This is a genomic window from Xanthomonas sp. 3793, assembly GCF_024806835.1.
GTDB lineage: Bacteria > Pseudomonadota > Gammaproteobacteria > Xanthomonadales > Xanthomonadaceae > Xanthomonas > Xanthomonas arboricola_F.
In genome coordinates, this window is the sequence record NZ_JANTYU010000001.1 from 984,878 (window position 1) to 1,007,823 (window position 22,946).

At 66.2% G+C, this 22,946-nt stretch carries 17 protein-coding genes; 12 read left to right on the forward strand and 5 right to left on the reverse strand.

Annotated features, from left to right (window positions below; translation table 11 throughout):
- Positions 1–37: 37 nt before the first annotated feature.
- Together FHY18_RS04110 and creD are read right to left on the reverse strand one after the other, a co-directional pair.
- Complete coding sequence (locus FHY18_RS04110; protein WP_259151561.1) at positions 38–457, reverse strand: hypothetical protein; 420 nt, start codon at positions 455–457, stop codon at positions 38–40.
- A 7-nt stretch (positions 458–464) separates the two neighbouring features.
- Positions 465–1,784, reverse strand: coding sequence for a cell envelope integrity protein CreD (creD, locus tag FHY18_RS04115; protein WP_259151563.1), 1,320 nt, complete (start codon positions 1,782–1,784; stop codon positions 465–467).
- Positions 1,785–2,216: 432 nt separating this feature from the next.
- Here creD and FHY18_RS04120 point away from each other — a divergent pair, with 432 nt between their 5' ends.
- Entirely contained in the window at positions 2,217–3,029 is an 813-nt protein-coding gene (locus tag FHY18_RS04120) for a C1 family peptidase (protein WP_259151564.1), read from the forward strand.
- 252 nt (positions 3,030–3,281) lie between these two features.
- Here FHY18_RS04120 and creC read toward each other — a convergent pair whose 3' ends face one another.
- Together creC and creB are read right to left on the reverse strand one after the other, a co-directional pair.
- Positions 3,282–4,730, reverse strand: coding sequence for a two-component system sensor histidine kinase CreC (gene creC / locus FHY18_RS04125; RefSeq protein WP_259151565.1), 1,449 nt, complete (start codon positions 4,728–4,730; stop codon positions 3,282–3,284).
- A gap of 49 nt (positions 4,731–4,779) precedes the next feature.
- Positions 4,780–5,484 (reverse strand): two-component system response regulator CreB, encoded by a 705-nt coding sequence (gene creB, locus FHY18_RS04130; protein ID WP_259151567.1) that lies wholly within the window; start codon positions 5,482–5,484, stop codon positions 4,780–4,782.
- Positions 5,485–5,674: 190 nt separating this feature from the next.
- Here creB and rlmJ point away from each other — a divergent pair, with 190 nt between their 5' ends.
- The 11 genes from rlmJ to FHY18_RS04185 all read left to right on the forward strand — a co-directional run bounded on the left by rlmJ (position 5,675) and on the right by FHY18_RS04185 (position 21,049).
- Entirely contained in the window at positions 5,675–6,583 is a 909-nt protein-coding gene (gene rlmJ, locus FHY18_RS04135) for a 23S rRNA (adenine(2030)-N(6))-methyltransferase RlmJ (protein WP_259151568.1), read from the forward strand.
- Positions 6,584–6,966: 383 nt separating this feature from the next.
- Positions 6,967–7,509: a GNAT family N-acetyltransferase gene (locus FHY18_RS04140; protein WP_055849802.1), complete on the forward strand. Its 543-nt coding sequence runs from the start codon at positions 6,967–6,969 to the stop codon at positions 7,507–7,509.
- Between the two features lie 670 nt (positions 7,510–8,179).
- Positions 8,180–11,650 carry a transcription-repair coupling factor gene (gene mfd / locus FHY18_RS04145; protein ID WP_259151572.1) on the forward strand — a complete coding sequence of 1,157 codons (3,471 nt, stop codon included), beginning with the start codon at positions 8,180–8,182 and terminating at the stop codon, positions 11,648–11,650.
- Positions 11,651–12,098: 448 nt separating this feature from the next.
- Positions 12,099–12,428, forward strand: a complete 330-nt coding sequence (locus FHY18_RS04150; RefSeq protein ID WP_055849799.1) for an STAS domain-containing protein — start codon at positions 12,099–12,101, stop codon at positions 12,426–12,428.
- An 18-nt stretch (positions 12,429–12,446) separates the two neighbouring features.
- Positions 12,447–14,465 carry a chemotaxis protein CheA gene (locus tag FHY18_RS04155; RefSeq protein WP_259151574.1) on the forward strand — a complete coding sequence of 673 codons (2,019 nt, stop codon included), beginning with the start codon at positions 12,447–12,449 and terminating at the stop codon, positions 14,463–14,465.
- Positions 14,466–14,530: 65 nt separating this feature from the next.
- A complete protein-coding gene (locus tag FHY18_RS04160) occupies positions 14,531–16,678 on the forward strand; it encodes a methyl-accepting chemotaxis protein (RefSeq protein WP_259151575.1) in 2,148 nt (715 codons plus the stop codon).
- Between the two features lie 10 nt (positions 16,679–16,688).
- Positions 16,689–17,198: a chemotaxis protein CheW gene (locus FHY18_RS04165; protein ID WP_259151578.1), complete on the forward strand. Its 510-nt coding sequence runs from the start codon at positions 16,689–16,691 to the stop codon at positions 17,196–17,198.
- A 25-nt stretch (positions 17,199–17,223) separates the two neighbouring features.
- Positions 17,224–18,507 carry an EAL domain-containing response regulator gene (locus tag FHY18_RS04170; RefSeq protein WP_259151580.1) on the forward strand — a complete coding sequence of 428 codons (1,284 nt, stop codon included), beginning with the start codon at positions 17,224–17,226 and terminating at the stop codon, positions 18,505–18,507.
- A 4-nt stretch (positions 18,508–18,511) separates the two neighbouring features.
- On the forward strand, positions 18,512–19,318 hold the full coding sequence (locus tag FHY18_RS04175) for a protein-glutamate O-methyltransferase CheR (RefSeq protein ID WP_259151583.1): 807 nt from the start codon (positions 18,512–18,514) through the stop codon (positions 19,316–19,318).
- Positions 19,315–20,454: a chemotaxis response regulator protein-glutamate methylesterase gene (locus tag FHY18_RS04180; RefSeq protein WP_259152491.1), complete on the forward strand. Its 1,140-nt coding sequence runs from the start codon at positions 19,315–19,317 to the stop codon at positions 20,452–20,454. The genes FHY18_RS04175 and FHY18_RS04180 overlap by 4 nt, the downstream gene beginning before the upstream one ends.
- 274 nt (positions 20,455–20,728) lie before the next feature.
- The gene (locus FHY18_RS04185) at positions 20,729–21,049 is read left to right on the forward strand and encodes a hypothetical protein (protein WP_259151584.1); all 321 of its coding nucleotides are present in this window, start codon (positions 20,729–20,731) and stop codon (positions 21,047–21,049) included.
- 192 nt (positions 21,050–21,241) lie between these two features.
- Here the strand turns inward: FHY18_RS04185 and FHY18_RS04190 are convergent, their stop codons facing one another.
- A complete protein-coding gene (locus FHY18_RS04190) occupies positions 21,242–22,804 on the reverse strand; it encodes a phospholipase D family protein (protein WP_259151587.1) in 1,563 nt (520 codons plus the stop codon).
- Positions 22,805–22,946: the final 142 nt, after the last annotated feature.

Here is a 22,946-nt window from a genome sequence, read left to right on the forward strand (position 1 = left end):
TAAGCCAGGCCGCGTCGCGCTGCTGCGCTGCCACGGCTCAACGCAGCCAGCCGCCGTGGTCTTGGGTGGCGTTGTCGGGCTGCTGCCACATCAGCCACACCGCCGCGTCGTCCTGGGCCACCAGCACCCCGAGCAGCGCATCGACGCTGCGCGCCCAGTAACTGCCGTTGCTCAAGCGCTGCCACGGCCCGTAGCCACGAACCGCTGCGTCCGCTGAAGGCGCCTGCCGCCGCGCCGCCTGCAAAAACCCGCACCCATCCACGCGCAATGCCTGCGCAGTGCGCGCATGCAGGCGCAGGCCGATCACACCACGGCGGCCCTCGCGCGCCAGCGGCAATGCCGACAGCGGCGAGCATTCCCATTGCGGTAGTGGCGCTGCGGGAAGCAGCGCCACCGTGTCGATTCCGGCGGGCAACAGACGCTGCGCCCGCCGGTACACCTGTGCATGTGCGCGCATGCCGACCTCAGCGCAGGCTGTTGCCAAGCTCGTACCAGTCGACCTTGCGCGTCACCCACATGATGCTGGCCAGGATGCCGAACAGCAGCAGCGAGCCCATCAGCAACGCGTTGTCTTCGGAGACCAGCAGGCTATAGAGCACGCCATACAACGCCGTCAGCATCACCGAGAACCCGGCAGCGCGCACCCAGCTGCGCAACACACCGGACAGGTAGAAGAACTGCAGGCCGATGCACGCCGCCGCCGACACCAGATACGCCTGCCAGAACGCGATGTGCTCGGAAAGGCTCAGCAGCAGCAGGAAGAAGATCGCCAGCGCCAGGCCGACCAGCAGGTATTGCAACGGATGGATCGGCAAGCGCTTGATCAGTTCGAACAGCACGAACGCCACGAAGGTCAGCACGACGAACAGGATGCCGTACTTGCTGGCGCGATCGGCCTGGGTATACACATCCACCGGGTCGACCAGACGCACTTCCAGCGTATCCAGCGACGACTGCGACGACTGCAGCTGCGTTTGCGCACCGGTCGCCAGCGAGGACAACGACCAGCTCGCATCGAAACCGCGCTCGCCGATGGTCGGCGCATTCGGCAGGAAGCGCCCACCGAACAGCGGGTGCGGCCAGGCCGAGCGCAAAGCGATCTCGTTGTTGTCGCCAATCGGCGCGATGGCCAGGCTGCGCGTGCCATCCAGCACGAATGCCATGTCCAGCGTATTGCCATCGACCAGCTTGCCGGCCAGCGGATCGCCCAAGGGCTGCAGATCGGCGTGAATGCCGGCCGAGCGCGATGCCAGGCCGCCAGCGCCGCTTTCCAGCGCAAGCGTGCGGCCGTCCACCCGCAGCGTTGGCGTGCCGACCAGGCCACGTACGTCCGAAATGCCCACGGCCAGATGCGGCTGACCATAGCTGCGCCCGGCCACGGCCGGATACTCGAACGGGTCGAATTCGGCCTTGAGCTTGGCCTTCCAGGAATACACCTGCACGCGGAACAGGCCGATCTTGCGCTCGGACGGGGTCAGCTCGCCGCTCAGGTTGAGCGTGCGCGGGGTCTGCAGCAGTTGCCCATCGCGCTTGCGCCAGACCTTGTGTGGCTTGCCTTCCTCGTCCGGCTCGGTCACCTGCACGTCTTCGGTGTACGGCAGCACCCGCACCGGCGCGATGAACTGCTGCTCGCCGGCCTTGCTCTGCGCCACCCGCTCCACCGCCTGGTCGCGGTATTGCGCGCGATCCTGCACGGTGCCGCGAATCAGCAACAAGGGAATCAGCAACAACAGGATCAGCCCGCCGATGGTGGCGAACCGCAACAACAGTTTCAGGGATTTCATCGGCCATCCTCGTTCTGGGAGGTGGCCAGGGTGCAAGGCGCCGGTGTCGGGGGTTTGAGGTCAATTTGAAGCGAATGTGAAGTGCCACCTCTGCACGGGCGGCGGCCGACACTGTGACGCACACGGAAAATCCAGGCTTCCAGCATCAAAACTGCAACGCAGGCCCGCCGTACGCTTCCGTTTCACCGATGACACTTCGCATCACCGCCGCGCCCGTTCGCGCCAGGCGCAAGGATGGGCACGCAGTTGCGCACTTCAAAGCCATCCAATCGTGTTCTGAGTTGTCGGGCTCACGGCTTTCCGATTGTGTCGTTCGTCCTCGTCCTTTGCGTGCACCGCATTGGTGCCATTCCACCCGCGTGCCAGCTTGCCGGCAGTGGTTTCAAACGTGCGCGCAACTGCATCCCTCTTTTCATCTGGAGTCTGCCTTCCATGAACAAGCAACGTTCACTTGCGCTTTGCGTGCTCGCCGCCCTGAGTTTGTCCTCCGCTGCGGCGCAGGCGGCAATGCACGGAATGGGTTTGAAACCATCGGCGTTGATGCAGCCGGTCACCCCGTTGTTCGGATCCGCGAGTGCGGCCAAACCCCTTCCCGCATCGGTGGACCTGACTGCCTGGGCGATCGCACCGGGCGATCAAGGCCAGGTGGGATCCTGCGCATCATGGGCCACCGCGCACACCCTGACCGGTTGGTATGCCAACGCCAGCAAACAGGCGCAAACCCGCTTTGCGCCGATGTATCTCTACAGCCAGGTCAACGGCGGTGTCGATGAAGGCTCCACGCTGGAAGCTCCACTGGATGTCGCACTGGCGCAAGGTATCGACACCGAACAGCATTATTCGTGGGGCAACTACAACTGGAAGAACCCGCCCACCGCCGCCGACCGCGCCAACGCGGCCAGAAACCCCACGCCTTATCGCAAATACACCGTGCTGTATGCAGGCGATGGCAATGGCGGGCGACCGCTGATCGAGCAGATCAAACTTGCACTGGCCGCGTCCACGCCGGTCGCCATCGGCTTCTATGTCCGGCAGGGTTTCGAGGACCTCACACCCAGCAACCAGGTCGACTACGACATCAAGACGCCGATCCTGGGCGGGCATGCGGTGATTGCACTGGGTTACGACAGCGATGGGCTGATCGTGGAGAACAGCTGGGGCACCGAGTGGGGCAACAAGGGGTTTGGCAAGCTGTCTTGGTCAGTGGTTGCCAAGGACGTCATCGGCGCCGACGTGGTGCATTAGCGCGTTGCGGATGCGCGCTGTGATGCGCGGCTGATACGGATACGGCATGTGCGCTGGCGCATGCCGCATTCCGCACCGGGAGGCCGCTGTTCTCAGCGAGATACTGCTGCACGAAGTTCGACCGGGCCGCTACCAGCCGTTGCCAAGACGACTGCACAGCCGGCGCGTGCAATCAGCATGTAGCACGTGCACTTCCTGGCTCCTGCGCATTGGCCATCCCATCTGACCAGGCTCGCGTCGTGTCAGCTGCGCTTAGCCGATCGGCAAGCGCAGGGTCGCAATCGCACCGCCACCGTCGCGATTGCCCAGCGCCGCATCGCCGCCGTGCAGGCGCGCCACCTCGCGCACGAAGGGCAAGCCGAGGCCGGAACTGCGTTGCCCGGTCTGTGGGCGCGCCAGCGAGTAAAAGCGTTCGAAGACGCGTTCGATGGCGTAATCGGGCACACCACTGCCCCTGTCTTCGACCGACAGCCGCCATTGCCCTGCGTCCATCTGCGCACGCAGCAGCACGCTGCTGCCCTGGGGCGAAAACGCAATTGCATTTTCCAGCAGATTGATCAACGCCTGACGCAGTAGAAACCCGTCGCCGGATATGTACTGCTCGCCGGCCGAATCGGGCAGCGCGGCAACCTGCAGTTGCACGCCCGCCGCGGTGGCGCGCGGCGCCACTGCCTCCGACGCCGCCTGCAGCACGCCGGCCACGGCAATGCGCTCGCGCGTCTGCAGCCAGCCGTGCTGTTCCACCTCGGCCAGCGCGAGCAGCTTGTCGATGGTTTCGGTCAGCCGTTGTTCCTGCGCGCGAATGCTGGCAACAAAATGCTGGCGATCGGCTTCCGGCAACGGTTCGGTCAACAGCTCCGATGCGCCACGGATCGCCGCCAGCGGGCTTTTCATTTCATGCGTCAGCGACTGCACGTAATGCTCGACGTAGGCCTTGCCTTCCAGCTTGCGGCGCATGGTTTCCAGCGCCTGACCGAGGTCGCCGATTTCATCGCCGCGCGGTTTGGGCGGCGGCACCGGGATGCCGGCGCTCACGGCCTGCGCATAGCGGTTGAGCCGGCCGATGCCGCGCATCAACCACCACGTCATCAGGACGCCGATCAATGCAGAAATGCCGATCAGCCAGGCACCGCGCTGCAGGATGTTGCGTTGGCTGGCCTCGATGAACGGGTCGATGCTCCGATTGGGCTGGGCGAGCGTCAGCACGCCGATCAACTTGCCGGGCTGGTCGGGCGCGTAGATCGGGGCAGCCACATGCATCACCGTTGCGGCCGGATCGCCATCGAGTTCCGGGCTGGAACGCGCGCCGTATTCCCCACGCAAGGTGCGGTAGACATCGTTCCAGCGCGAGTTGTCGCGGCCCACGTCGCGGCCCAGCGAATCGAAGACCACCACGCCGCGCGCGTCGGTCACGGTGACGCGGTAATCCACATGGTTCTTGCGGAAGCGCCACACCCAGGCCTTGGGGTCGCGCTGCTGCGCCTGCGCCAGGTTGCGCGCAAAACGGCCGTCGACGATGTGCCCTGCGGCCAGGTCGCTGCTGGCCATTTCCGCCAGCACGTTGGCCGCATCCACCAACGTCGATTCCATCGCCTGGCGCACGCCCGGTTTGACCTCGTTGACGAACACCCGCATCACGAAGAACGCGGCCAGGCCCACGATCAGGAAAAACCCCAGAAACAGCTTGAGACCTAGCCGCATGTCAGCGCGCCGCTCCGCTCAACCCAGCATGCGCAGACCGGCCCATCGCCTACAGCTCCAGTGCGTAGCCAAGGCCACGGTGGGTGCGGATCGGGTCGGCCGGCACGCCGGCCAGGCGCAGCTTGCCGCGCAGCGTCTTGATATGGGTATCGACGGTGCGATCGGCGCTGTCGGCGCTGGCATCCCAGCCGCGATCCATCAACTGCGCCCGGCTCAGGATCGCACCGGGCCGTTGCAGCAACGCGGCCAGCAGCGCGTATTCGTAACGGGTCAGCGGCAACAAGGCATCGCCATAGCGGATGCGGCTGCCTTCGCGGTCGATCGCGAACGCGCCATGCGGCTGCCAGCCCGGCTCGGCCACTGCCGCCACGCTGCGGCGGCGCAGGCGTGCGCGCACCCGCGCCACCAGCTCGCGCGGGGAGAACGGTTTGGCCATGTAGTCGTCGGCGCCCAGTTCCAGCCCGAGCACGCGGTCGATCTCGTCGTTGCGCGCGGTCAGGAAGATCACCGGCACCTCGCTGAAACTGCGCAGGGTGCGGCAGACCTCGAAGCCGTTGATGTCCGGCAGGCCGACATCCAGCACCACCAGATCGGCCGGGTCGGCACGCAGCCGCGCCAGTGCCTCGCGGCCCAGCAGGCAGTGCTCGGCCGCATAGCCTTCGCTGCGTAACGCGTAGAGCACGGTATCGGCGATGGCGGCTTCGTCTTCGACGACGAGCACGCGGACGGAAGTGTCGGACATGGCGCGCAGCATAGCCGCATGCCGGTGCGGCCAATAGCGCGCGTGCGGCCAGGCCGTAGAAGCCCCCAGGCCTTGGCGAAAGCTGGCCGGGGCGCCGCCGCCATCCTGGCGTGCCGCCCTCACGGCCATGCCGCCGGCACATCCCGCCACGCCGCATACCAGCGCGCAGCGCAAAGGGCCGCGCACGCTCTACACTTCCCGGATGAACTATCGCCACGCCTTCCATGCCGGCAACCATGCCGACGTGCTCAAGCACATCGCCTTGCTGGCGCTGATCGACACCCTCAAGCGCAAGGACACGCCGTTCTTCGTGCTCGACACCCACGCCGGGCGCGGCCGCTACCAACTCGGCGGCGAAGAAAGCCGCAAGACCAACGAGGCCGATGATGGCGTGATGCGACTGATGGCCGAATCCACCTTGCCTGAAGTGGTCGAACGCTACCTGCGCGCCGTGCAGGCCGACAACCAGAGCGTTGCCCGCCCCGCCACGCCCGGACAGAAGCCGGCGCGCCCCACGGCCGGCATCCAGCTCAATCATTACCCCGGCTCGCCGCTGCTGGCCGCCCAGGCCCTGCGCGAACAGGACCGCATGGCGTTCTGCGAGTTGCAGCCGGACGAGGCTCAGGCGCTCAAGGGCCTGTTCGCCAAGGACAGCCGCGTGCGCGTGCATGCCGGCGATGGCTATGCCGCCATCCGCGCGTTTTTGCCGCCGCGTGCCGGCGACGCCAGGATCGGCCGTGGGCTGGTGCTGATCGACCCGCCCTACGAGTCGCAGGACGCCGAGTACCAGCAGATCATCCACAGCGTGCGCGAGGCACTGGCGCGCTGGCCGCAGGCGATCTGCATGGTCTGGTACCCGATCAAGCTGCGCCGCAGCCTGCAGCCGTTCATGCGCAAGGCCGCCACGCTGCCGGCCAAGTCGGTGCTGGTGGCCGAGCTGCAGGTACGCCCGGACGACTCGCCGCTGCGCCTGACCGGCAGCGGGCTGTTGATCGTCAACGCGCCCTGGCAGTTCGACCAGGTGCTGGCGCCGGCCTTGCCGGTGCTGAAGAAGCACCTGGGCGAACCCGGCGCCTCGACCCGGCTGGAGTGGCTGCGGCAGGACGCCTGATCCGCCGCCGGCCGTCGCCGTGGCCGTGGCGGCCAGGTAGCGGGACGGCATGCGCCGGCAGGCCGCTGACTGTCACCACGCCAGGCCCCTGGTGCCGACTCGCGGCATGCGCTGCATGCCAGCGCGGGCTGTTCCGGACTGACTGCCCGGCCGCCGGGATGGCGCGCAGAATCGCCGGTTGCCGCGTCGCCGCCCGGACGTGGATTGACCGCACCGGGCCAGCGCCTGTCCCGACACTCTCACGACTGGCTCACGGCTCGGCTCGTTACAGTTGCGTGGGAAGCACTGCCACCCCCTGTTGGCCCTCTGCGGCGCACCGGATTCATTCACGGTTGCGCGCCGGGCTGGTGCCAGAATCTTCCGATCTTTAAGGAACACCGGTCATGGCCATTCGCAATCGCATGCCCCCCTGGCATGAAAACTTCAGCCTGCCCAATGGCCGCACCCTTCTGCTCCGCCCGATCCGTCCCGAGGACGGCCCGCCGCTGCAGGGGGCTTTCAGCCTGCTGGGACCGGAGGAAATCCGCGCGCGCTTCGTGCGCTCCTCCGCCGAAATCACCCCGGAGATGGTGCAGCGCCTGACCCATCCCAATCCCAAGACCGAGATCGTGCTGGTCGCCGCCGAGCAGTTGCCCCCGGGCGAAGCCCTGGTGGGCGCAGTGGCGCGTGCGGCGCTGGTGCCCGGCACCCGCCAGGCCGAATACACCATCCTGGTCAGCAGCTTCGTCGCCGGCCAGGGCCTGGGCCGGCAGTTGATGCGCAAGCTGGTGAAGTGGGCGCGCCGCAAGTATCTGGACTGCCTGTTCGGCGACGTGCTGCAAAGCAACGTGCCGATGCTGCAGCTGGCCGAATCGCTGGGCTTCAAGCCGCAGGCGCATCCGGATTCGCCGGAGCTGGTGCGCATGGTGCTCGAGCTGGATGCCTGAGGGGCTGGGATTGGGGATTCGGGATTTGGGATTCGTGAAGCGGCTTGGAGCGGTTGATCTGCGGCTTGGCTGCCGGGCCCTTGCCCGCCACCATCGCAGGACACGCCGTGAATCCGTCCATGGAGGCTCTTACGCGACGGTGGGCGGGCAAGGACCCGTCGAGATGGTCGGTGTGCCTAATTTAAGAGCAAGGCATGACATGCGCTGGTTGGATCCGTGTGCGTCGACCGGCTTCCCACCACCTTCCCACCGCAAGCCGAGCAACAGACAGGCTTTTTAACGCGCAACCTGAAAACGTCCCGCCTGCCACCGCAGGCCGAACAACACGCCTTCAAGAAAGCCGCCGACCAACTGTCTGGTGCGGTGCCCTCGCCGCTTGCGGGACCGTGTGGCGGCATGGATGCCGCCACCGAGCCTACAGGGACGTAATTGCGGCGTGTCCCGCAAGCGGTGAGGGCACCGCGCTCTCGACCGACCGGGATTTTGACTAGGCTTTCGACTGCGCTCCCGCCTGCATCTGGTCCAACCGGTTGCTTGCCAGGGGTGCCCGCTACAAGCAGGTCGATGCGTAAGGCAGGGCTCTGTGGCGCGCTTGCGCGCAGGCGGCCGGGGCCGGGTTTCACGCCGGATGGACCGGCCGCAGCGGCCGCTCTGATAAAATCGCCGGCTGATGCCGTCGCCAACCACTTTCCCCTCTCCGCCGCTGCCCAAGTCCGGCCAGCTCCGCGCCTATTGGCGCGCTCCGTCTTCGCCGACTGCGCTGGCCTGGTCGATCGCGCGGGCCGCCGAGGCGCATACCGGTCCGCTGCTGGTGATCGCACGCGACAACCAGAGCGCGCATCAGATCGAGGCGGATCTGCATGCCTTGCTCGGCGAGCATGCGACGCTGCCGGTGGTTCCGTTCCCCGATTGGGAGACCCTGCCCTACGACCAGTTCAGCCCGCACCCGAAAATCATCAGCCAGCGCCTGGCCGCCCTGCACCGCCTGCCCGGCCTGACCCGTGGCGTGGTGATCGTGCCGGTGCAGACGCTGATGCAGCAGCTGGCACCGCTGAGCTACATCGTCGGCGGCAGTTTCGATCTGAAGGTCGGGCAGCGGCTGGATCTGGATGCAGAAAAACGCCGACTGGAAAGCGCCGGTTACCGCAACGTGCCGCAGGTAATGGACCCGGGCGATTTTGCCGTGCGTGGCGGTTTGCTCGATGTGTTTCCGATGGGCGAATCCACGCCGTTGCGGGTGGAGCTGCTGGACGAGGATATCGACTCGATCCGCGTCTTCGACCCCGAATCGCAGCGCTCGCTGGACAAAGTCGATGCCGTCAAACTGCTGCCCGGCCGCGAAGTGCCGATGGACGATGCCAGCATCGAGCGGGTGCTGGCCTGCCTGCGCGAACGTTTCGACGTGGATACCCGCCGCAGCGCGCTGTATCAGGATCTGAAATCAGGCCTGGCGCCGTCGGGCGTCGAGTATTACCTGCCGATGTTCTTCAGCAAGACCGCCACCTTGTTCGATTATCTGGACAAGCGCGTATTGCCGCTGGTCGCCACTGGCGTGTCCAATGCAGCCGATGCGTTCTGGGCGCAGGCGCAGAATCGCTACGAGCAGCGCCGCCACGATGTGGAACGCCCGCTGCTGCCGCCGGACGAGCTGTATCAATCGCCAGACGCATTGCGCGAGCGGCTCAACAAGCTGGCGCGTATCGAGGTGTGGGCCAGCGACCACGCGCGCATCGACGAGGCCGCCGCGCTCGGCGAGCAACCGTTGCCGCCGCTGCCGGTTGCCGCAAAGGACGCGCCGGCCGGCCAGGCGCTGGCGTCGTTCCTTGGCCATTACCCGGGCCGTGTGCTGGTTGCCGCCGATTCGGCCGGCCGCCGCGAAGCGCTGATGGAAGTGCTGGCCGCCGCCCAGCTCAAACCGGATGTCGTTGCCGATGTGCCGGCTTTCCTGGCGGCGCCCAAACTGCGTTTCGGCATCACCGTGGCAGCGCTGGAGGACGGCTTTGCGCTGGACGACCCGCAGATTGCGGTGCTGACCGAGCGCCAGCTGTTTCCCGAGCGGGCCAACCAGCCACGCCGCACGCGCCGGGTCGGGCGTGAGCCGGAAGCGATCATCCGCGACCTGGGCGAACTGTCCGAAGGCGCGCCGATCGTGCACGAAGATCACGGTGTGGGCCGCTACCGCGGGCTGATCGTGCTCGACGCCGGCGGCATGCCCGGCGAGTTCCTGGAAATCGAATACGCCAAGGGCGACCGGCTCTACGTGCCGGTGGCGCAGCTGCACCTGATCAGCCGCTATTCCGGTGCCTCGGCCGAAACCGCGCCGCTGCATTCGCTGGGCGGCGAGCAATGGACCAAGGCCAAGCGCAAGGCCGCCGAAAAGGTCCGCGACGTGGCAGCCGAGTTGCTGGAAATCCAGGCCCGCCGCCGCGCGCGCGCCGGTCTGGCCTTGCAGGTGGACCGGGCGATGTACGAGCCGTTCGCGGCCGGCTTTCCGTTCGAGGAAACCGCCGACCAGCTGGCGGCCATCGATGCGACGCTGCGCGACCTGGGCAGCAGCCAGCCGATGGACCGCGTGGTCTGCGGCGATGTCGGCTTCGGCAAGACCGAAGTGGCCGTGCGCGCCGCCTTTGCCGCCGCCAGCGCCGGCAAGCAGGTCGCCGTCTTGGTGCCGACCACCTTGCTGGCCGAACAGCATTACCGCAATTTCCGCGACCGCTTCGCCGACTACCCGATGAAGGTGGAAGTGCTGTCGCGCTTCAAGAGCACCAAGGAAATCAAGGCCGAGCTGGAGAAGGTCGCCAGCGGCGACATCGACGTCATCATCGGCACGCACCGCTTGTTGCAGCCCGATGTGAAGTTCAAGGATCTGGGCCTGGTGGTGGTCGACGAGGAACAACGCTTCGGTGTGCGGCAAAAAGAAGCGCTCAAGGCGATGCGCGCCAACGTGCACCTGCTCACGCTCACCGCAACGCCCATCCCGCGCACGCTCAATATGGCCATGGCCGGCTTGCGCGATCTCTCCATCATCGCCACCCCGCCGCCGAACCGGCTGGCGGTGCAGACCTTCATCACCGCCTGGGACAACGCGCTGCTGCGCGAGGCCTTCCAGCGCGAGCTCAGTCGCGGCGGGCAGCTGTACTTCCTGCACAACGATGTGGAAAGCATCGTGCGCATGCAGCGCGAGCTGTCCGAACTGGTGCCGGAGGCGCGCATCGGTATCGCGCATGGGCAGATGCCCGAGCGCGAGCTGGAGCGGGTGATGCTGGATTTCCAGAAGCAGCGCTTCAATGTGCTGCTGTCGACCACGATCATCGAATCGGGCATCGACATCCCCAATGCCAACACCATCATCATCAATCGCGCCGACCGCTTCGGCCTGGCGCAGTTGCACCAGCTGCGCGGCCGCGTCGGCCGCTCGCATCACCGCGCCTATGCGTACCTGGTGGTGCCGGATCGTCGCTCGATGACCTCCGATGCGGAAAAGCGCCTGGAGGCGATCGCCTCCATGGACGAGCTCGGCGCCGGCTTCACCCTGGCCACCCACGATCTGGAGATCCGCGGTGCCGGCGAGCTGCTGGGCGAAGACCAGAGCGGGCAGATGGCCGAGGTCGGTTTCAGCCTGTACACCGAGCTGCTGGAGCGCGCGGTACGTAGCATCCGCCAGGGCAAGCTGCCCGACCTGGATGCCGGCGAAGAGGCGCGTGGCGCCGAGGTGGAGCTGCACGTGGCCTCGCTGATTCCCGAGGATTACCTGCCCGACGTGCATACGCGGCTGACGTTGTACAAGCGCATTTCCAGTGCGCGCGACCCCGATGCGTTGCGCGAATTGCAGGTGGAGATGATCGACCGCTTCGGCTTGCTGCCCGACCCGGTCAAGCACCTGTTCGCCATTGCCGAGCTCAAGCTGCAGGCCAACGCGCTGGGCATCCGCAAGCTGGATCTTGGCGAAAATGGCGGGCGTCTGGTGTTCGAGGCCAAGCCGTCGATCGACCCGATGACCATCATCCAGATGATCCAGAAGCAGCCCAAGCTCTACACCATGGATGGCCCGGACAAACTGCGCATCAAGCTGCCGCTGCCCGAAGGAGCGGATCGGTTCAATGCCGCACGCGGCTTGATGGCTGCGCTGGCACCGGGCTGAAGCGCAACGCTGCGTTTGACGGCGTTGCAAACAGACTCGACAACACCGGGCACCATGCAGGCCGGCAAGCGCCACCGTCTGCATGACGTGCGCGCGCGACTCTTCCCACGTCGCGCCCATCTGCATTACCCGCAACGGGCTCGCAACCCTTGCCCTTGCTAAGTGCACTGCCCTGCCGTGCGTCTAGACACGCGTGCCTTGTCCAGGGGACTGTCCGGGACAAACGCCTTATGAGTCTGGTTGCGACAAAGCTGAGCAGTTAATTCAAAAACTGCTGATGATTTCGCATTTCCGTCATTCGGCTGAATTTGTCCTAAATATTCCAGCTAGGCGCCGATACCTGCATAGACCGGCATGACCCTGCGTGCAGACCCATACGCAGTTCCATGTCACCGCGCCCTTCTCCCCCGCGTCATCGCACCAACGTGCGCCATCGCTCGAGGCACCAATGAACACTCCATCTCCCGACCTGCCCGCGCCATTGACGCTTGCCCTTGAGGGCGAGATGACCATTCGCCGCGCTGCCGAACTCAAGCCGCTGTTGCAGCCGGCGTTGGCGCATCCGGGTGGCGTGCATCTGGATCTGGCGGCGGTGAGCGAAATCGACACCACCGGCCTGCAATTGCTGCTGGCCACCAAGCAGGCGATCCAGGCCGATGGACGGCCGTTTTCGCTGACCGATTCCAGCCGTGCGGTGGTCGATGTGATCGAACTGCTCGGCCTGCTCGAAGCGCTGTATCCGCATGCGGTTGCCGGCCTCGGCGAACACATTCACTAACGGACTGGTGACGCGCGCATGGACATGAACCAACTGATGCAGACCTTCCTGGCCGAGAGCCGGGACCTGCTCGAAGACATGGAACGGCATCTGCTCGAAGCCGAGCGTGGCGCCTCCTCGCCGGATGCGGTCAATGCGATCTTCCGCGCCGCGCACACCATCAAGGGGTCGGGCGGTTTGTTCGATCTGCCGCAGCTGGTCGGCTTTACCCATGTGGTGGAAAGCGTGCTCGATCTGGTGCGCGAGGACGCGCTCGTGTTGAGCTCGGAACTGATCGGGCTGCTGCTGGTGTGCTGCGATCATATCCACGCGTTGGTGGAGACCGCCGCCGACCCCAGCCATGCCGATGCCGATGCGCTGGCTGCCGAAGCCGAACCGCTGCTGGCGCAATTGCAGACCTACCTGCAAGGCAGCGCCTGCGGCGTCACCGCCGCCGCCATCCAGCACAGCACGCCCGAAAAACAGAGCGGTTACTGGCGCATCTCGCTCAAACTCTTCGCCGATGCGCTGCGCTTCGGCAACTCGCCGCTCAAGCTGATCCGCAATCTGCGTGGCCTGGGCTCGGTGGAATCGATCGGTACCGACTACAGCCAGTTGCCACGATTTGAAGACCTCGACCCGGAAGCCAATTACCTCGGCTTCCAGATCCTGCTGCGCAGCGACGCCGACCGCGCCGCGATCGAAGACGTGTTCGAATTCGTCCGCGACGATTGCGACCTGGACATCGCTGCAGTGCCTGCACCGACCGATGCCGCCACGCTGCTGGTCAGCGAGCCGGTGCTTGCCGCAACACCGGCCGGCGCGCTTGCGGCCGTGCCCAATGCGGCAAATGCCGCTTCGGCGCCGGCCCGCAATGCGCCTGACGCCGGCGGGCGCAACAACGATGCGCGCTCGATCCGCGTGGATGCCGACAAGCTCGATCGCATGATCGATCTGGTCGGCGAACTCATCATTGCCGTGTCCAGCACCAACGCCAATGCACAGCGCACCGGCGATGCGCAACTGCTGGAATCGGCCTCGATCCTGGCCGGGCTGGTGGAAGAGGTCCGCGAAAGCGCCCTGCAGCTGCGCATGGTCAAGATCGGCGGCACCTTCAGCCGCTTCCAGCGCGTGGTGCACGATGTTGCGCGCGAACTCGGCAAGGACATCGCGCTGGTCGTGGCCGGCGAAGACACCGAACTGGACAAGTCGGTGGTGGAAAAGATCGGCGACCCGCTGACCCACCTGGTGCGCAATGCGATGGACCACGGCATCGAGCCGGCGGACGTGCGCGTGGCGCGTGGCAAGCCCGCACGCGGCACGGTGGGCCTCAACGCGTATCACGACTCCGGCAGCATCGTCATCCAGATCACCGACGACGGCGGCGGCTTGAACCGCGACCGCATCCTGGCCAAGGCGCTGGAACGCGGCCTGATCGAACCCGGCCGCCAGCTCAGCGACCGCGAAGTGTTCGCGATGATCTTCGAGCCGGGCTTTTCCACCGCCGAAAAGGTCACCAACCTGTCCGGCCGCGGCGTCGGCATGGACGTGGTCAAACGCAACATCACTGCGCTGCGCGGCACGGTCGAGATCGACAGCGCTGCCGGGCTGGGCACCACCATCTCGGTGCGCCTGCCGTTGACGCTGGCCATCATCAACGGCTTCCAGGTGGGCGTGGGCAAGTCCGTGTTCGTGGTGCCGCTGGATGTGGTGGAAGAGTGCGTGGAATTCATGCCCGACTACGCCAGCGACTACATCGACCTGCGCGGCAGCGTGCTGCCGTATGTGCGCCTGCGTGAACTGTTCGCCCTTGGCGGCAGGACGCCGGCGCGCGAAAGCATCGTGGTGATCCGCCAGGGCACGCAGCGCTTCGGCCTGGTCGTGGACACCTTGCTGGGCGAATGGCAGACGGTGATCAAACCGCTGTCCAAGGTCTTCGCACAGGTCAAGGGCATCAGTGGCTCCAGCATCCTGGGCAGCGGCGATGTAGCGCTGATCCTGGATGTGCCCAGCCTGATTCAACAGTTGCATCCCAACCAGGACGCGTTGGCGGCCTGAGCGTTCGTCGTCCCGCTCCCACAACCCGCGTCGTTCGTTGTTACCTGACTCCAGGAATCATCGCCATGTCACACCGTCTTCCGATCGCTACCCAGTTATGGTTCACCGCCGCGCTTGCGGTGGCCCTGCCCGTCCTCGTGATCGTCGCCGGCTTTGCGCTGACGCTGTCGCACGCGGCCCTGCTCGGCGCCAGCGTCGTGGCAGCACTCATCAGCGGCGCACTGCTGGTGTGGGCGATCCGCATCGCCGGCGGCGCGCTGGACCTGGCGACGACCACGCTGGACGCATTCTCGCGCGGCAACTTCGATGTCGCCCTGCCGCAGACACGCGACGAGCATGCCGGCGAGGTGCTGCGCGGCTTGCGCAAGCTGCAGGGCGGCATCCGCCACGTCAATGAAGAGATCAATCGCGTCTCGCGCGAACACGATGCCGGCGAAATCGATGCACGCATCGATGTGGCACGTTTCGACGGCGACTTCCGCACCATGGGCGAAGGCATCAATCGCATGGTCGCCAACCATATCGCGGTGAAGAAGCAGGCCATGGCCTGCGTGGCCGAATTCGCCCGCGGCAATTTTTCCGCCGAGCTGGAACGCCTGCCGGGCAAGAAGGCCTTCATCAACGAGGTGGTGGACCAGATCCGCGGCAACCTCACCGGCCTGGTCGCCGAGGTCAACCGCATGGCAGCCGAGCACGATGGCGGCGATATCGACGTGGTCATCGACACGCAGCGCTTCACCGGCGATTTCCGTCGCATGGCCGAAGGCATCAATGCGATGGTGGCAGGGCATATCGCGGTCAAGAAGCAGGCCATCGCCTGCGTGGCCGAGTTCGGTCGCGGCAACTTCACCGCACAACTGCCGCAGCTGCCGGGCAAGAAGCGCTTCATCAACGAGACCATCGACCAGGTGCGCGGCAACCTCACCGGACTGATCGCCGAGATCAACCACATGTCGGCCGAGCACGAAGCCGGCGATATCGACGTGATCATCGACAGCGCGCGTTTCGATGGCGACTTCCGCAGCATGGCGCTGGGCATCAACCAGATGGTCGGCGCGCATATCGCGGTCAAAAAGCTGGCGATGGGCGTGGTGGCCGAGTTCGGCCGTGGCAACTTCGATGCGCCGCTGGCGCCGCTGCCGGGCAAGAAGGCCTTCATCAACGACACCGTGGAACGGGCGCGCGGCAACCTGCGCAGCATTTCCGAAGTCATCCAGGTGATGGGCGCGATGGCCGACGGCGACCTCACCCATACCGTGGAAGGCCGCTACGAAGGCGCGTTTGCCGACATGCAGCGCTACGTCAACACCACCATGAGCCGGCTCACCGAGATCGTCGATGAGGTCAACCGCAACGCCGAGAACCTGGCCAGTGCCTCGGAAGAGGTCAGCGCCACCGCGCAGGCGCTGGCGCAGGCCGCCAGCGAACAGGCGGCCGGCGTGGAAGAAACCAGCGCCTCGCTGGAACAGATGACCGCCTCCATCGCGCAGAACACCGAGAACGCACGCGTCACCGACAGCATGGCCGCCAAGGCCGCCAGCGAAGCGGCCGACGGTGGCGACACCGTGCGCGCCACCGTGGTGGCGATGAAGGACATCGCCAAGAAGATCGGCATCATCGACGACATCGCCTACCAGACCAACCTGCTGGCGCTCAATGCTGCGATCGAAGCGGCGCGCGCCGGCGAACACGGCAAGGGCTTTGCGGTGGTGGCCGCCGAAGTGCGCAAGCTGGCCGAGCGCAGCCAGATCGCCGCGCAGGAAATCGGCGAGGTGGCCGGCTCCAGCGTGGAACTGGCCGAAAGCGCCGGCCGTGTGCTCGGCGAGATGGTGCCCTCGATCCGCCGCACCTCCGACCTGGTGCAGGAAATCGCGGCAGCCTCCGAAGAACAGACCGCCGGGGTCAGCCAGATCAATACCGCGGTGGGTCAGTTGAACCAGACCACGCAGTCGGCTGCCGCCAATGCCGAAGAACTGGCCGCCACCTCCGAGGAAATGAGCGCGCAGGCCGAGCAGCTGCAGCAATTGATGGGCTTCTTCCGCCTGGGCAATGGCGGGCGCGGCGCAGGCACCAAGAGCGGCCCACGCCGTGTCGTGCAGGCCAGCCACTCCGCGCCGACCAGCGCACCGCCACGCCGCACCAACGTGCGTCAGCTCGGCGTGGTGGCGGCAACCGCCGACACCATCGACGAATCGCAGTTCGCCAGCTTCTGAGGAGCCGACGATGCACGCGCACAGCACCAGCACCGCACCGTCGCCGACGGCACCGCAGCAGTACCTGACCTTTTTGTTGGCCGGGGAAATGTTCGGCCTGGGCATCCTGGGCATCAAGGAAATCATCGAATACCGCGTCCCCACCGACGTGCCGATGATGCCGGCGGCGCTACGCGGGGTGATCAACCTGCGCGGCGCGGTGGTGCCGGTGGTGGACCTGCAGCAGCGTTTCGGCCGCGATGCCAGCGCCATCACCAAGCGCAGCTGCATCGTGATCGTGGAGATCGCGCAGGGCGATGCACACCACGTGCTCGGCCTGCTGGTGGATGCGGTCAGCGAAGTGCTGGAGATCGCACCGGGTGACATCGTCCAGACGCCCAGCTTCGGCGCCGGCATCTCGCGCGATTTCATCCATGCCATGGGCAAGATCGGCGAGCGTTTCGTGATCCTGCTCGATGCCGATGCCGTACTGGGCCGCGATGCGCTCGCCCAGCTCCCCGCCGCCACGTTGGCGGCCTGACTGCCGCATGCACGCAAGGATTCCCATGCGCCCCGCCCTCCTCTCCTGCAACTGCACGCTCACCGGCCCGGTGCTGGTGGTCGACGACAGCGTGGTGCAACGCGAGCACGCCATGGCCTTGTGTCGCCAGCTCGGCGCCAGCACGGTCGACGGCGCCGTCGATGGCCACGCCGCGTTGGCCTGGCTGGTCCACGCCACCGCGCCCTCGCTGTTGCTGATCGACCTGGAAATGCCTGGCATGGACGGCGTGCAACTGCTCGATGCGCTGGCGCGCGGCAAGCACAACGTGCCGGTGGTGGTGGTGTCGCAACGCGGCGGCGCGCTGATCGATGCGGTGATGCAGCTCAGCCGCAGCGCCGGCGTGCGTGTGTTGGGCGGCATCGAGAAACCGATGAACCTGCAGGACCTGGCCACCGTGCTGGAGTGCGAACCCGAATCCAGCGCCAGCGTGCCGAGCTTCGTGCAAACGGCGATCTCGCCGTTGATGTCCAGCGGCGGCGCGGCGGCCTCGCGCCTGGACCGCGCGATGCGGCGCGGCGAAATCCGCGTGGCCTATCAACCCAAACTCGATCTGAAAGATGGCCGCCTGCGCGGTGTGGAAGCGCTGGCGCGCTGGCGTCGTCCGCAAGGCGACATGATCGGGCCGGATCGCTTCATTCCGCTGGCAGAGCGCGAAGGCTTGATCCACGCCCTGACCCAGCAGGTGATCGACAAGGCGATTGCGCAACTGGTGGATTGGCGCAGCGAAGGTTTTCAGCTGAGCCTGGCGTTGAACCTGTCGCCCCGGTTGCTCAGCGAAGAGGATTTTCTCGAACAACTGTGCGCCAAGCTCAGCGACAACGGACTGCGTCCGGCGGATCTGGTGCTGGAGCTGACCGAAAGCGCCATCGTGGAACCGGCCAATGCGCTGAGCATGCTCGCGCGCCTGCGCCTGCACGGTTTCGGGCTGTCCATCGACGATTACGGCACCGGCTTCTCGTCGCTGCAACGTCTGGCCAGCATTCCGTTCACCGAACTCAAGCTGGACCGCAGCTTCGTGCAGGCCGCGCATCGCAGCCGCAGCCAGCGTACGGTGCTCGAATCCACGCTGGAGCTGGCCCATCGCCTGGAACTGACGGCCGTGGCAGAAGGCGTGGAAACCCCGGACGATTGGCGCCTGCTGCGCGAGCTGGGCTGCGATCTGGCGCAAGGCTATCTGATGGGGTCGCCGATGCCCGGGCCGATGCTGTCGGACTGGTGGCGCGAGCATGCCGTGCGTATCGCCCGATTGAGCGACACCACGCTCAGCAGCGATGCGGATGTGGCCTGAGCCGATGAGTACCGCTACCGCCATCACCGAGCAGGAGTTCGGCCGCTTCCAGCGTTTCATCTTCGAAGCCGCCGGCATCAGCATTTCGTCGGGTAAAAAAGCCATGTTGTGCGGCCGCCTGGGCAAGCGCCTGCGCGAACATCAGTTCAGCAACTACACGCAGTATCTGCAGTTGCTGGAAAGCCGCCAGGACCGCGCGGAGATTCAGACCGCGATCGACCTGCTGACCACCAACGAAACCTATTTCTTCCGCGAGCCCAAGCACTTCGAGCTGCTGCGCAAACTGGCCGGCGAACATCGCGGCGGGCTGCCGTTCCGTTGCTGGAGCGCGGCCAGTTCCAGCGGCGAAGAGGCCTACAGCATGGCGATGGTGCTGGACGACACCTTGCAGGGGCGCCCGTTCGAGGTGGTCGGCACCGACATCAGCACGCGCGTGCTGGCCAAGGCGCGCACCGGGCATTACGCGCTGCAACGCATCGACGGCATTCCGCAGGCGTATCTCAAGCGCTACTGCCTGCGCGGCCAGGGCGAGTATGCCGGCACCTTGCTGGTGGAACGGCGCCTGCGCGAGCGGGTGCAGTTCGTGCACGCCAACCTCAACGCCGCGTTGCCTGCATTGGGGAGCTTCGATGCGATCTTCCTGCGCAACGTCATGATCTATTTCAATGGGCAGACCAAGCGCGAAGTCATCCTGCGCGTGCTCGCCACCCTCAAATCCGGCGGGCATTTCTGCATCGGCCATTCGGAGAGCCTGAGCGAACTCGACATCGATCTGGTCCAGGTGGCACCCTCGATCTTCCGCAAGGCCTGAGCCAAGGATTCACTGTGTCCACAGCCTTCAACCGCCCTGCCGCCAGCCCTGGTGCCCGCACCGATTCCATCAAGGCCATGGTCGTCGACGACTCGGCGGTGGTGCGCCAGGTATTGGTGGGTGTGCTCAACGACGCGGCCGACATCGAGGTCATCGCCACCGCGGCCGATCCGCTGCTGGCGATCGAGAAGATGCGCAAGCAATGGCCGGACGTGATCGTGCTGGATGTGGAGATGCCGCGCATGGACGGCATCACCTTCCTGCGCAAGATCATGAGCGAGCGCCCCACCCCGGTGGTGATCTGTTCGACGCTCACCGAAAAAGGCGCGCGCGTCACCATGGATGCCCTGGCCGCCGGTGCGGTGGCGGTGGTGACCAAGCCGCGCCTGGGACTCAAGCAATTCCTGACCGATTCTGCCGACGAACTGGTCGCCACGGTGCGCAGCGCCGCACGCGCCAACGTCAAGCGCCTGGCCGCACGCGTGGCCGCCGTGCCGCTGGAAGCGGAGGTCAAGCACACCGCCGACGTGATCCTCCCCGCGCAAAGCGGACGTGCGCTGGCGCAGACCACCGAGCGCATCGTCGCCATCGGCACCTCGACCGGCGGCACCCAGGCGCTGGAAGAAGTGCTCACTGCCTTGCCGCGCGTGTGCCCCGGCATCGTGATCGTGCAGCACATGCCGGAGAAATTCACCGCCGCCTTCGCCGCGCGCCTAAACGGCCTGTGCCAGATCGCAGTGAAGGAAGCGGCCAACAACGACCGGGTGATGCCGGGGCGCGCGTTGATCGCGCCGGGCGGCAAACATCTGCTGCTACGCCGCAGCGGCGCGCAATATTTTGTCGAAGTGATGGAAGGCCCGCCGGTCAACCGGCACCGTCCGTCGGTGGATGTGCTATTCCGCTCAGCCGCGCGTGCGGCCGGCAGCAATGCGCTGGGCATCATCATGACCGGCATGGGCGACGACGGCGCCGCCGGGCTGCTGGAAATGCGCCAGGCCGGCGCGCGCACGGTGGCGCAGGACGAACACACCAGCATCGTGTTCGGCATGCCCAAGGAAGCGATCAAACGCGGTGGTGCGGATCGCATCCTGCCGCTGGGTGCGATGGCGCGGGAGATCGTGACGCAGCTGCAGTAGGCACCGCCTGCGGCGCCCAGGTAGCGTCGACCGCGGGCGTGCACAACGCGGCCCACGCCTGGCGCCTGGCGGCGCATTCAAGACCGCGATACACGCGGCAGTCCGGCGCCCGCCACGCGGGCCGGGTCTTCCGGCCACAGCCCGCGCTGCCGCTGCGTTGGCGTCCACGACGGCCTAAAGATCCGCCGTTGCTGCCGCTAACCTGGTTGAAGACCCAGCATTGCGCGGGTCACCCGAAGCGGCGGCATCGCCGTCCCGGGACCGGAGGTGCAACATGACGACGCGCGATCTTGACGATGGCCTGTTTATCGATCCGGTCAGTGTCGACTCGGTGATTGTCGACCCCGTCATCGCGGCAGGTGCCACCATCGGCTGTGCTGCATTGCTGGCACCCGCTGTCCGTGTGGTCGACGACGCGCACTGCGGCCAGCCACCGCTGCAACTGCTGCCGGCCGTGCATTGCCCGCAGGCAGCGCCTCGCCCCGACTGGGCACAGGCACGTGCAGCCTTGCTTGCACAGCCCGTTTCGCAACGCGCTGCAGGCGATGCGCGGGCGCGCGCGGAGTCTCCCCTTTCCCGTTCCCGTATGCACTAAGCGCGGCAACGCCCCCTAGCGCGCAGTCGTCAGCCAGGTGTGGACGGCACGATCCAGTCGGTGCGTCCGCATGCCATCTGCCGCAGCGGGCACCGGCCGCGCCGGGCCGGCGGCGAGCGCAGCGGTTTTGTCAGCCGCACCACATCACCGTAAGCGTTCGACATGCGTGACCAGCGCAGGCGCCGCCAAGCCTTACAGCTGCGAATCCAGCGGTAACCAGCCAAGCAGCTTCGCAGCGCTGCGGCGCCAGACACTGGCCTCCGGCTCGCGCGTCCAGACGCGCGGCGGCTGCGCGGCATCGTCGTGCCAGCGCAGCGCGCCCTGTTCCAGGCTGACCCGATAACTCACCGCCGCACTGACCTTGTGGTTGTAAAGACGCTCGAGCTCCGCAGTGACGGTGCGGTCCTCGAACAGCAGGCCCATCTCGGTATTGAGATTCATCGAGCGCGGGTCGAGATTGAACGAGCCGATGAAACCGCGCGTGTCGTCGACCACAAACGCCTTGGTGTGCAGGCTGGCGCCGCTGGACCCGAACAGGCTTCCATCCGGCTTGCCCATCGGCTTGAGCTCATGCAGGTGCACGCCCTGCTGCAACAGCGGCACGCGGTAATCGGCATAGCCGCTGTGCACGGCCACCACGTCGTTTGCCGCCAACGAGTTGGTGAGGATGTTCACACGTACCTTGTGCCGACGCAGATCGCCGATCCAGCGCATGCCCTCCTCGCCCGGCACGAAGTACGGCGAGATCACCTTCAACTCGCGCTGCGCATGCGCCATCTCGCCGATCAGTACCGGCGTCATCCAGTCCGCTTGCGGCTGCGCGCCGTCGGCTTTTTCCGGCGGGTCGGACACGATGTGCGCATGCGCGAGCCAATGCACCGGGCGGTCGCCCTGCATCAACGCATGCACGCCGGGCGAGCGCCGCAAGCGCTCCACATACGGATGCGCGCGTGCCGACGCCATGCCGGCATCCAGGCTGCCGCGCAACGCTTCCAGCGCCTGCGGTTTTGCGGTCACCAGCGCGGCCAGCGGCAAGGCATTCGGGCTGTTCCAGTAGGCATCGAAGTTGCGCTCGGCCTGCTGCACCGTCGGCCCCAGTACGGCAGCGTCCATGTCCATGAAATTGGTATCGCGCGCGGCATCGAAGTATTCGTCGCCCACATTGCGCCCACCGACCACCGCAATCCGTCCGTCGGCAATCCAGGCCTTGTTGTGCATGCGCCGGTTGATGCTGAACATGCGCAGCACCATCTCCACCCCGCGCATCAACGTGCCTTCGCGCGCGCGGGTGGGATTGAACAGACGGATCTCGATCATCGGGTGGCTGTCGAGCGCCGCCAGGACCGAATCGCTGCCATGGATATTCATGTCGTCCAGCAGCAACCGCACGCGCACCCCGCGATCGGCCGCGCGCAGCAGCTCGTTGTGCAGCAGGTTGCCAGTGAAATCTGCGTGCCAGATGTAGTACTGCAGATCCAGGCTGCGCCCGGCCGCACGCGCGGTCAGCGCACGCACGGCAAACGCATCGATGTTGTCGGACAGGATCACCATGCCGGTCCGGTCGGCATGCGCCTGCTGCAAAGGTGCAACCGCCTGGTCGATCGACGTGGTCACGGCCGTCGCCGGCAGCGCGTGACTCACCGGCCCGCGTTGGCGATCGGCAAAACGGCCATAGCCGTACAGCGACAGCACACTGCCCAGCACTAGAACCAGCATGCCGATGCCGATCCATTTGAAGACGTTACGCTTGGTCACTGCCGGGCCCGAAATTGCCAGCGCCGCAGTGTAGATGCAGCGCTGGTAGCTGCGTGTGCACAGGCTGGCACGCGAGCGGCCCCAACAATGCTGCAAACAAGCGTTTTGCGTTGAAGATCGTCGCTGCGACCGCTCGCAAGCC

Coding starts and splice junctions, on each gene's coding strand:
- FHY18_RS04110 (WP_259151561.1), bottom strand. CDS start 457: ATGCGCGCACATGCACAGGTGTACCGGCGGGCGCAGCGTCTGTTGCCC.
- FHY18_RS04140 (WP_055849802.1), top strand. CDS start 6,967: ATGGCCATTCGCAATCGCATGCCCCCCTGGCATGAAAACTTCAGCCTG.
- creD (WP_259151563.1), bottom strand. CDS start 1,784: ATGAAATCCCTGAAACTGTTGTTGCGGTTCGCCACCATCGGCGGGCTG.
- FHY18_RS04155 (WP_259151574.1), top strand. CDS start 12,447: ATGGACATGAACCAACTGATGCAGACCTTCCTGGCCGAGAGCCGGGAC.
- rlmJ (WP_259151568.1), top strand. CDS start 5,675: ATGAACTATCGCCACGCCTTCCATGCCGGCAACCATGCCGACGTGCTC.
- creC (WP_259151565.1), bottom strand. CDS start 4,730: ATGCGGCTAGGTCTCAAGCTGTTTCTGGGGTTTTTCCTGATCGTGGGC.
- mfd (WP_259151572.1), top strand. CDS start 8,180: ATGCCGTCGCCAACCACTTTCCCCTCTCCGCCGCTGCCCAAGTCCGGC.
- FHY18_RS04150 (WP_055849799.1), top strand. CDS start 12,099: ATGAACACTCCATCTCCCGACCTGCCCGCGCCATTGACGCTTGCCCTT.
- FHY18_RS04185 (WP_259151584.1), top strand. CDS start 20,729: ATGACGACGCGCGATCTTGACGATGGCCTGTTTATCGATCCGGTCAGT.
- FHY18_RS04160 (WP_259151575.1), top strand. CDS start 14,531: ATGTCACACCGTCTTCCGATCGCTACCCAGTTATGGTTCACCGCCGCG.
- FHY18_RS04120 (WP_259151564.1), top strand. CDS start 2,217: ATGAACAAGCAACGTTCACTTGCGCTTTGCGTGCTCGCCGCCCTGAGT.
- FHY18_RS04170 (WP_259151580.1), top strand. CDS start 17,224: ATGCGCCCCGCCCTCCTCTCCTGCAACTGCACGCTCACCGGCCCGGTG.
- FHY18_RS04175 (WP_259151583.1), top strand. CDS start 18,512: ATGAGTACCGCTACCGCCATCACCGAGCAGGAGTTCGGCCGCTTCCAG.
- creB (WP_259151567.1), bottom strand. CDS start 5,484: ATGCTGCGCGCCATGTCCGACACTTCCGTCCGCGTGCTCGTCGTCGAA.
- FHY18_RS04165 (WP_259151578.1), top strand. CDS start 16,689: ATGCACGCGCACAGCACCAGCACCGCACCGTCGCCGACGGCACCGCAG.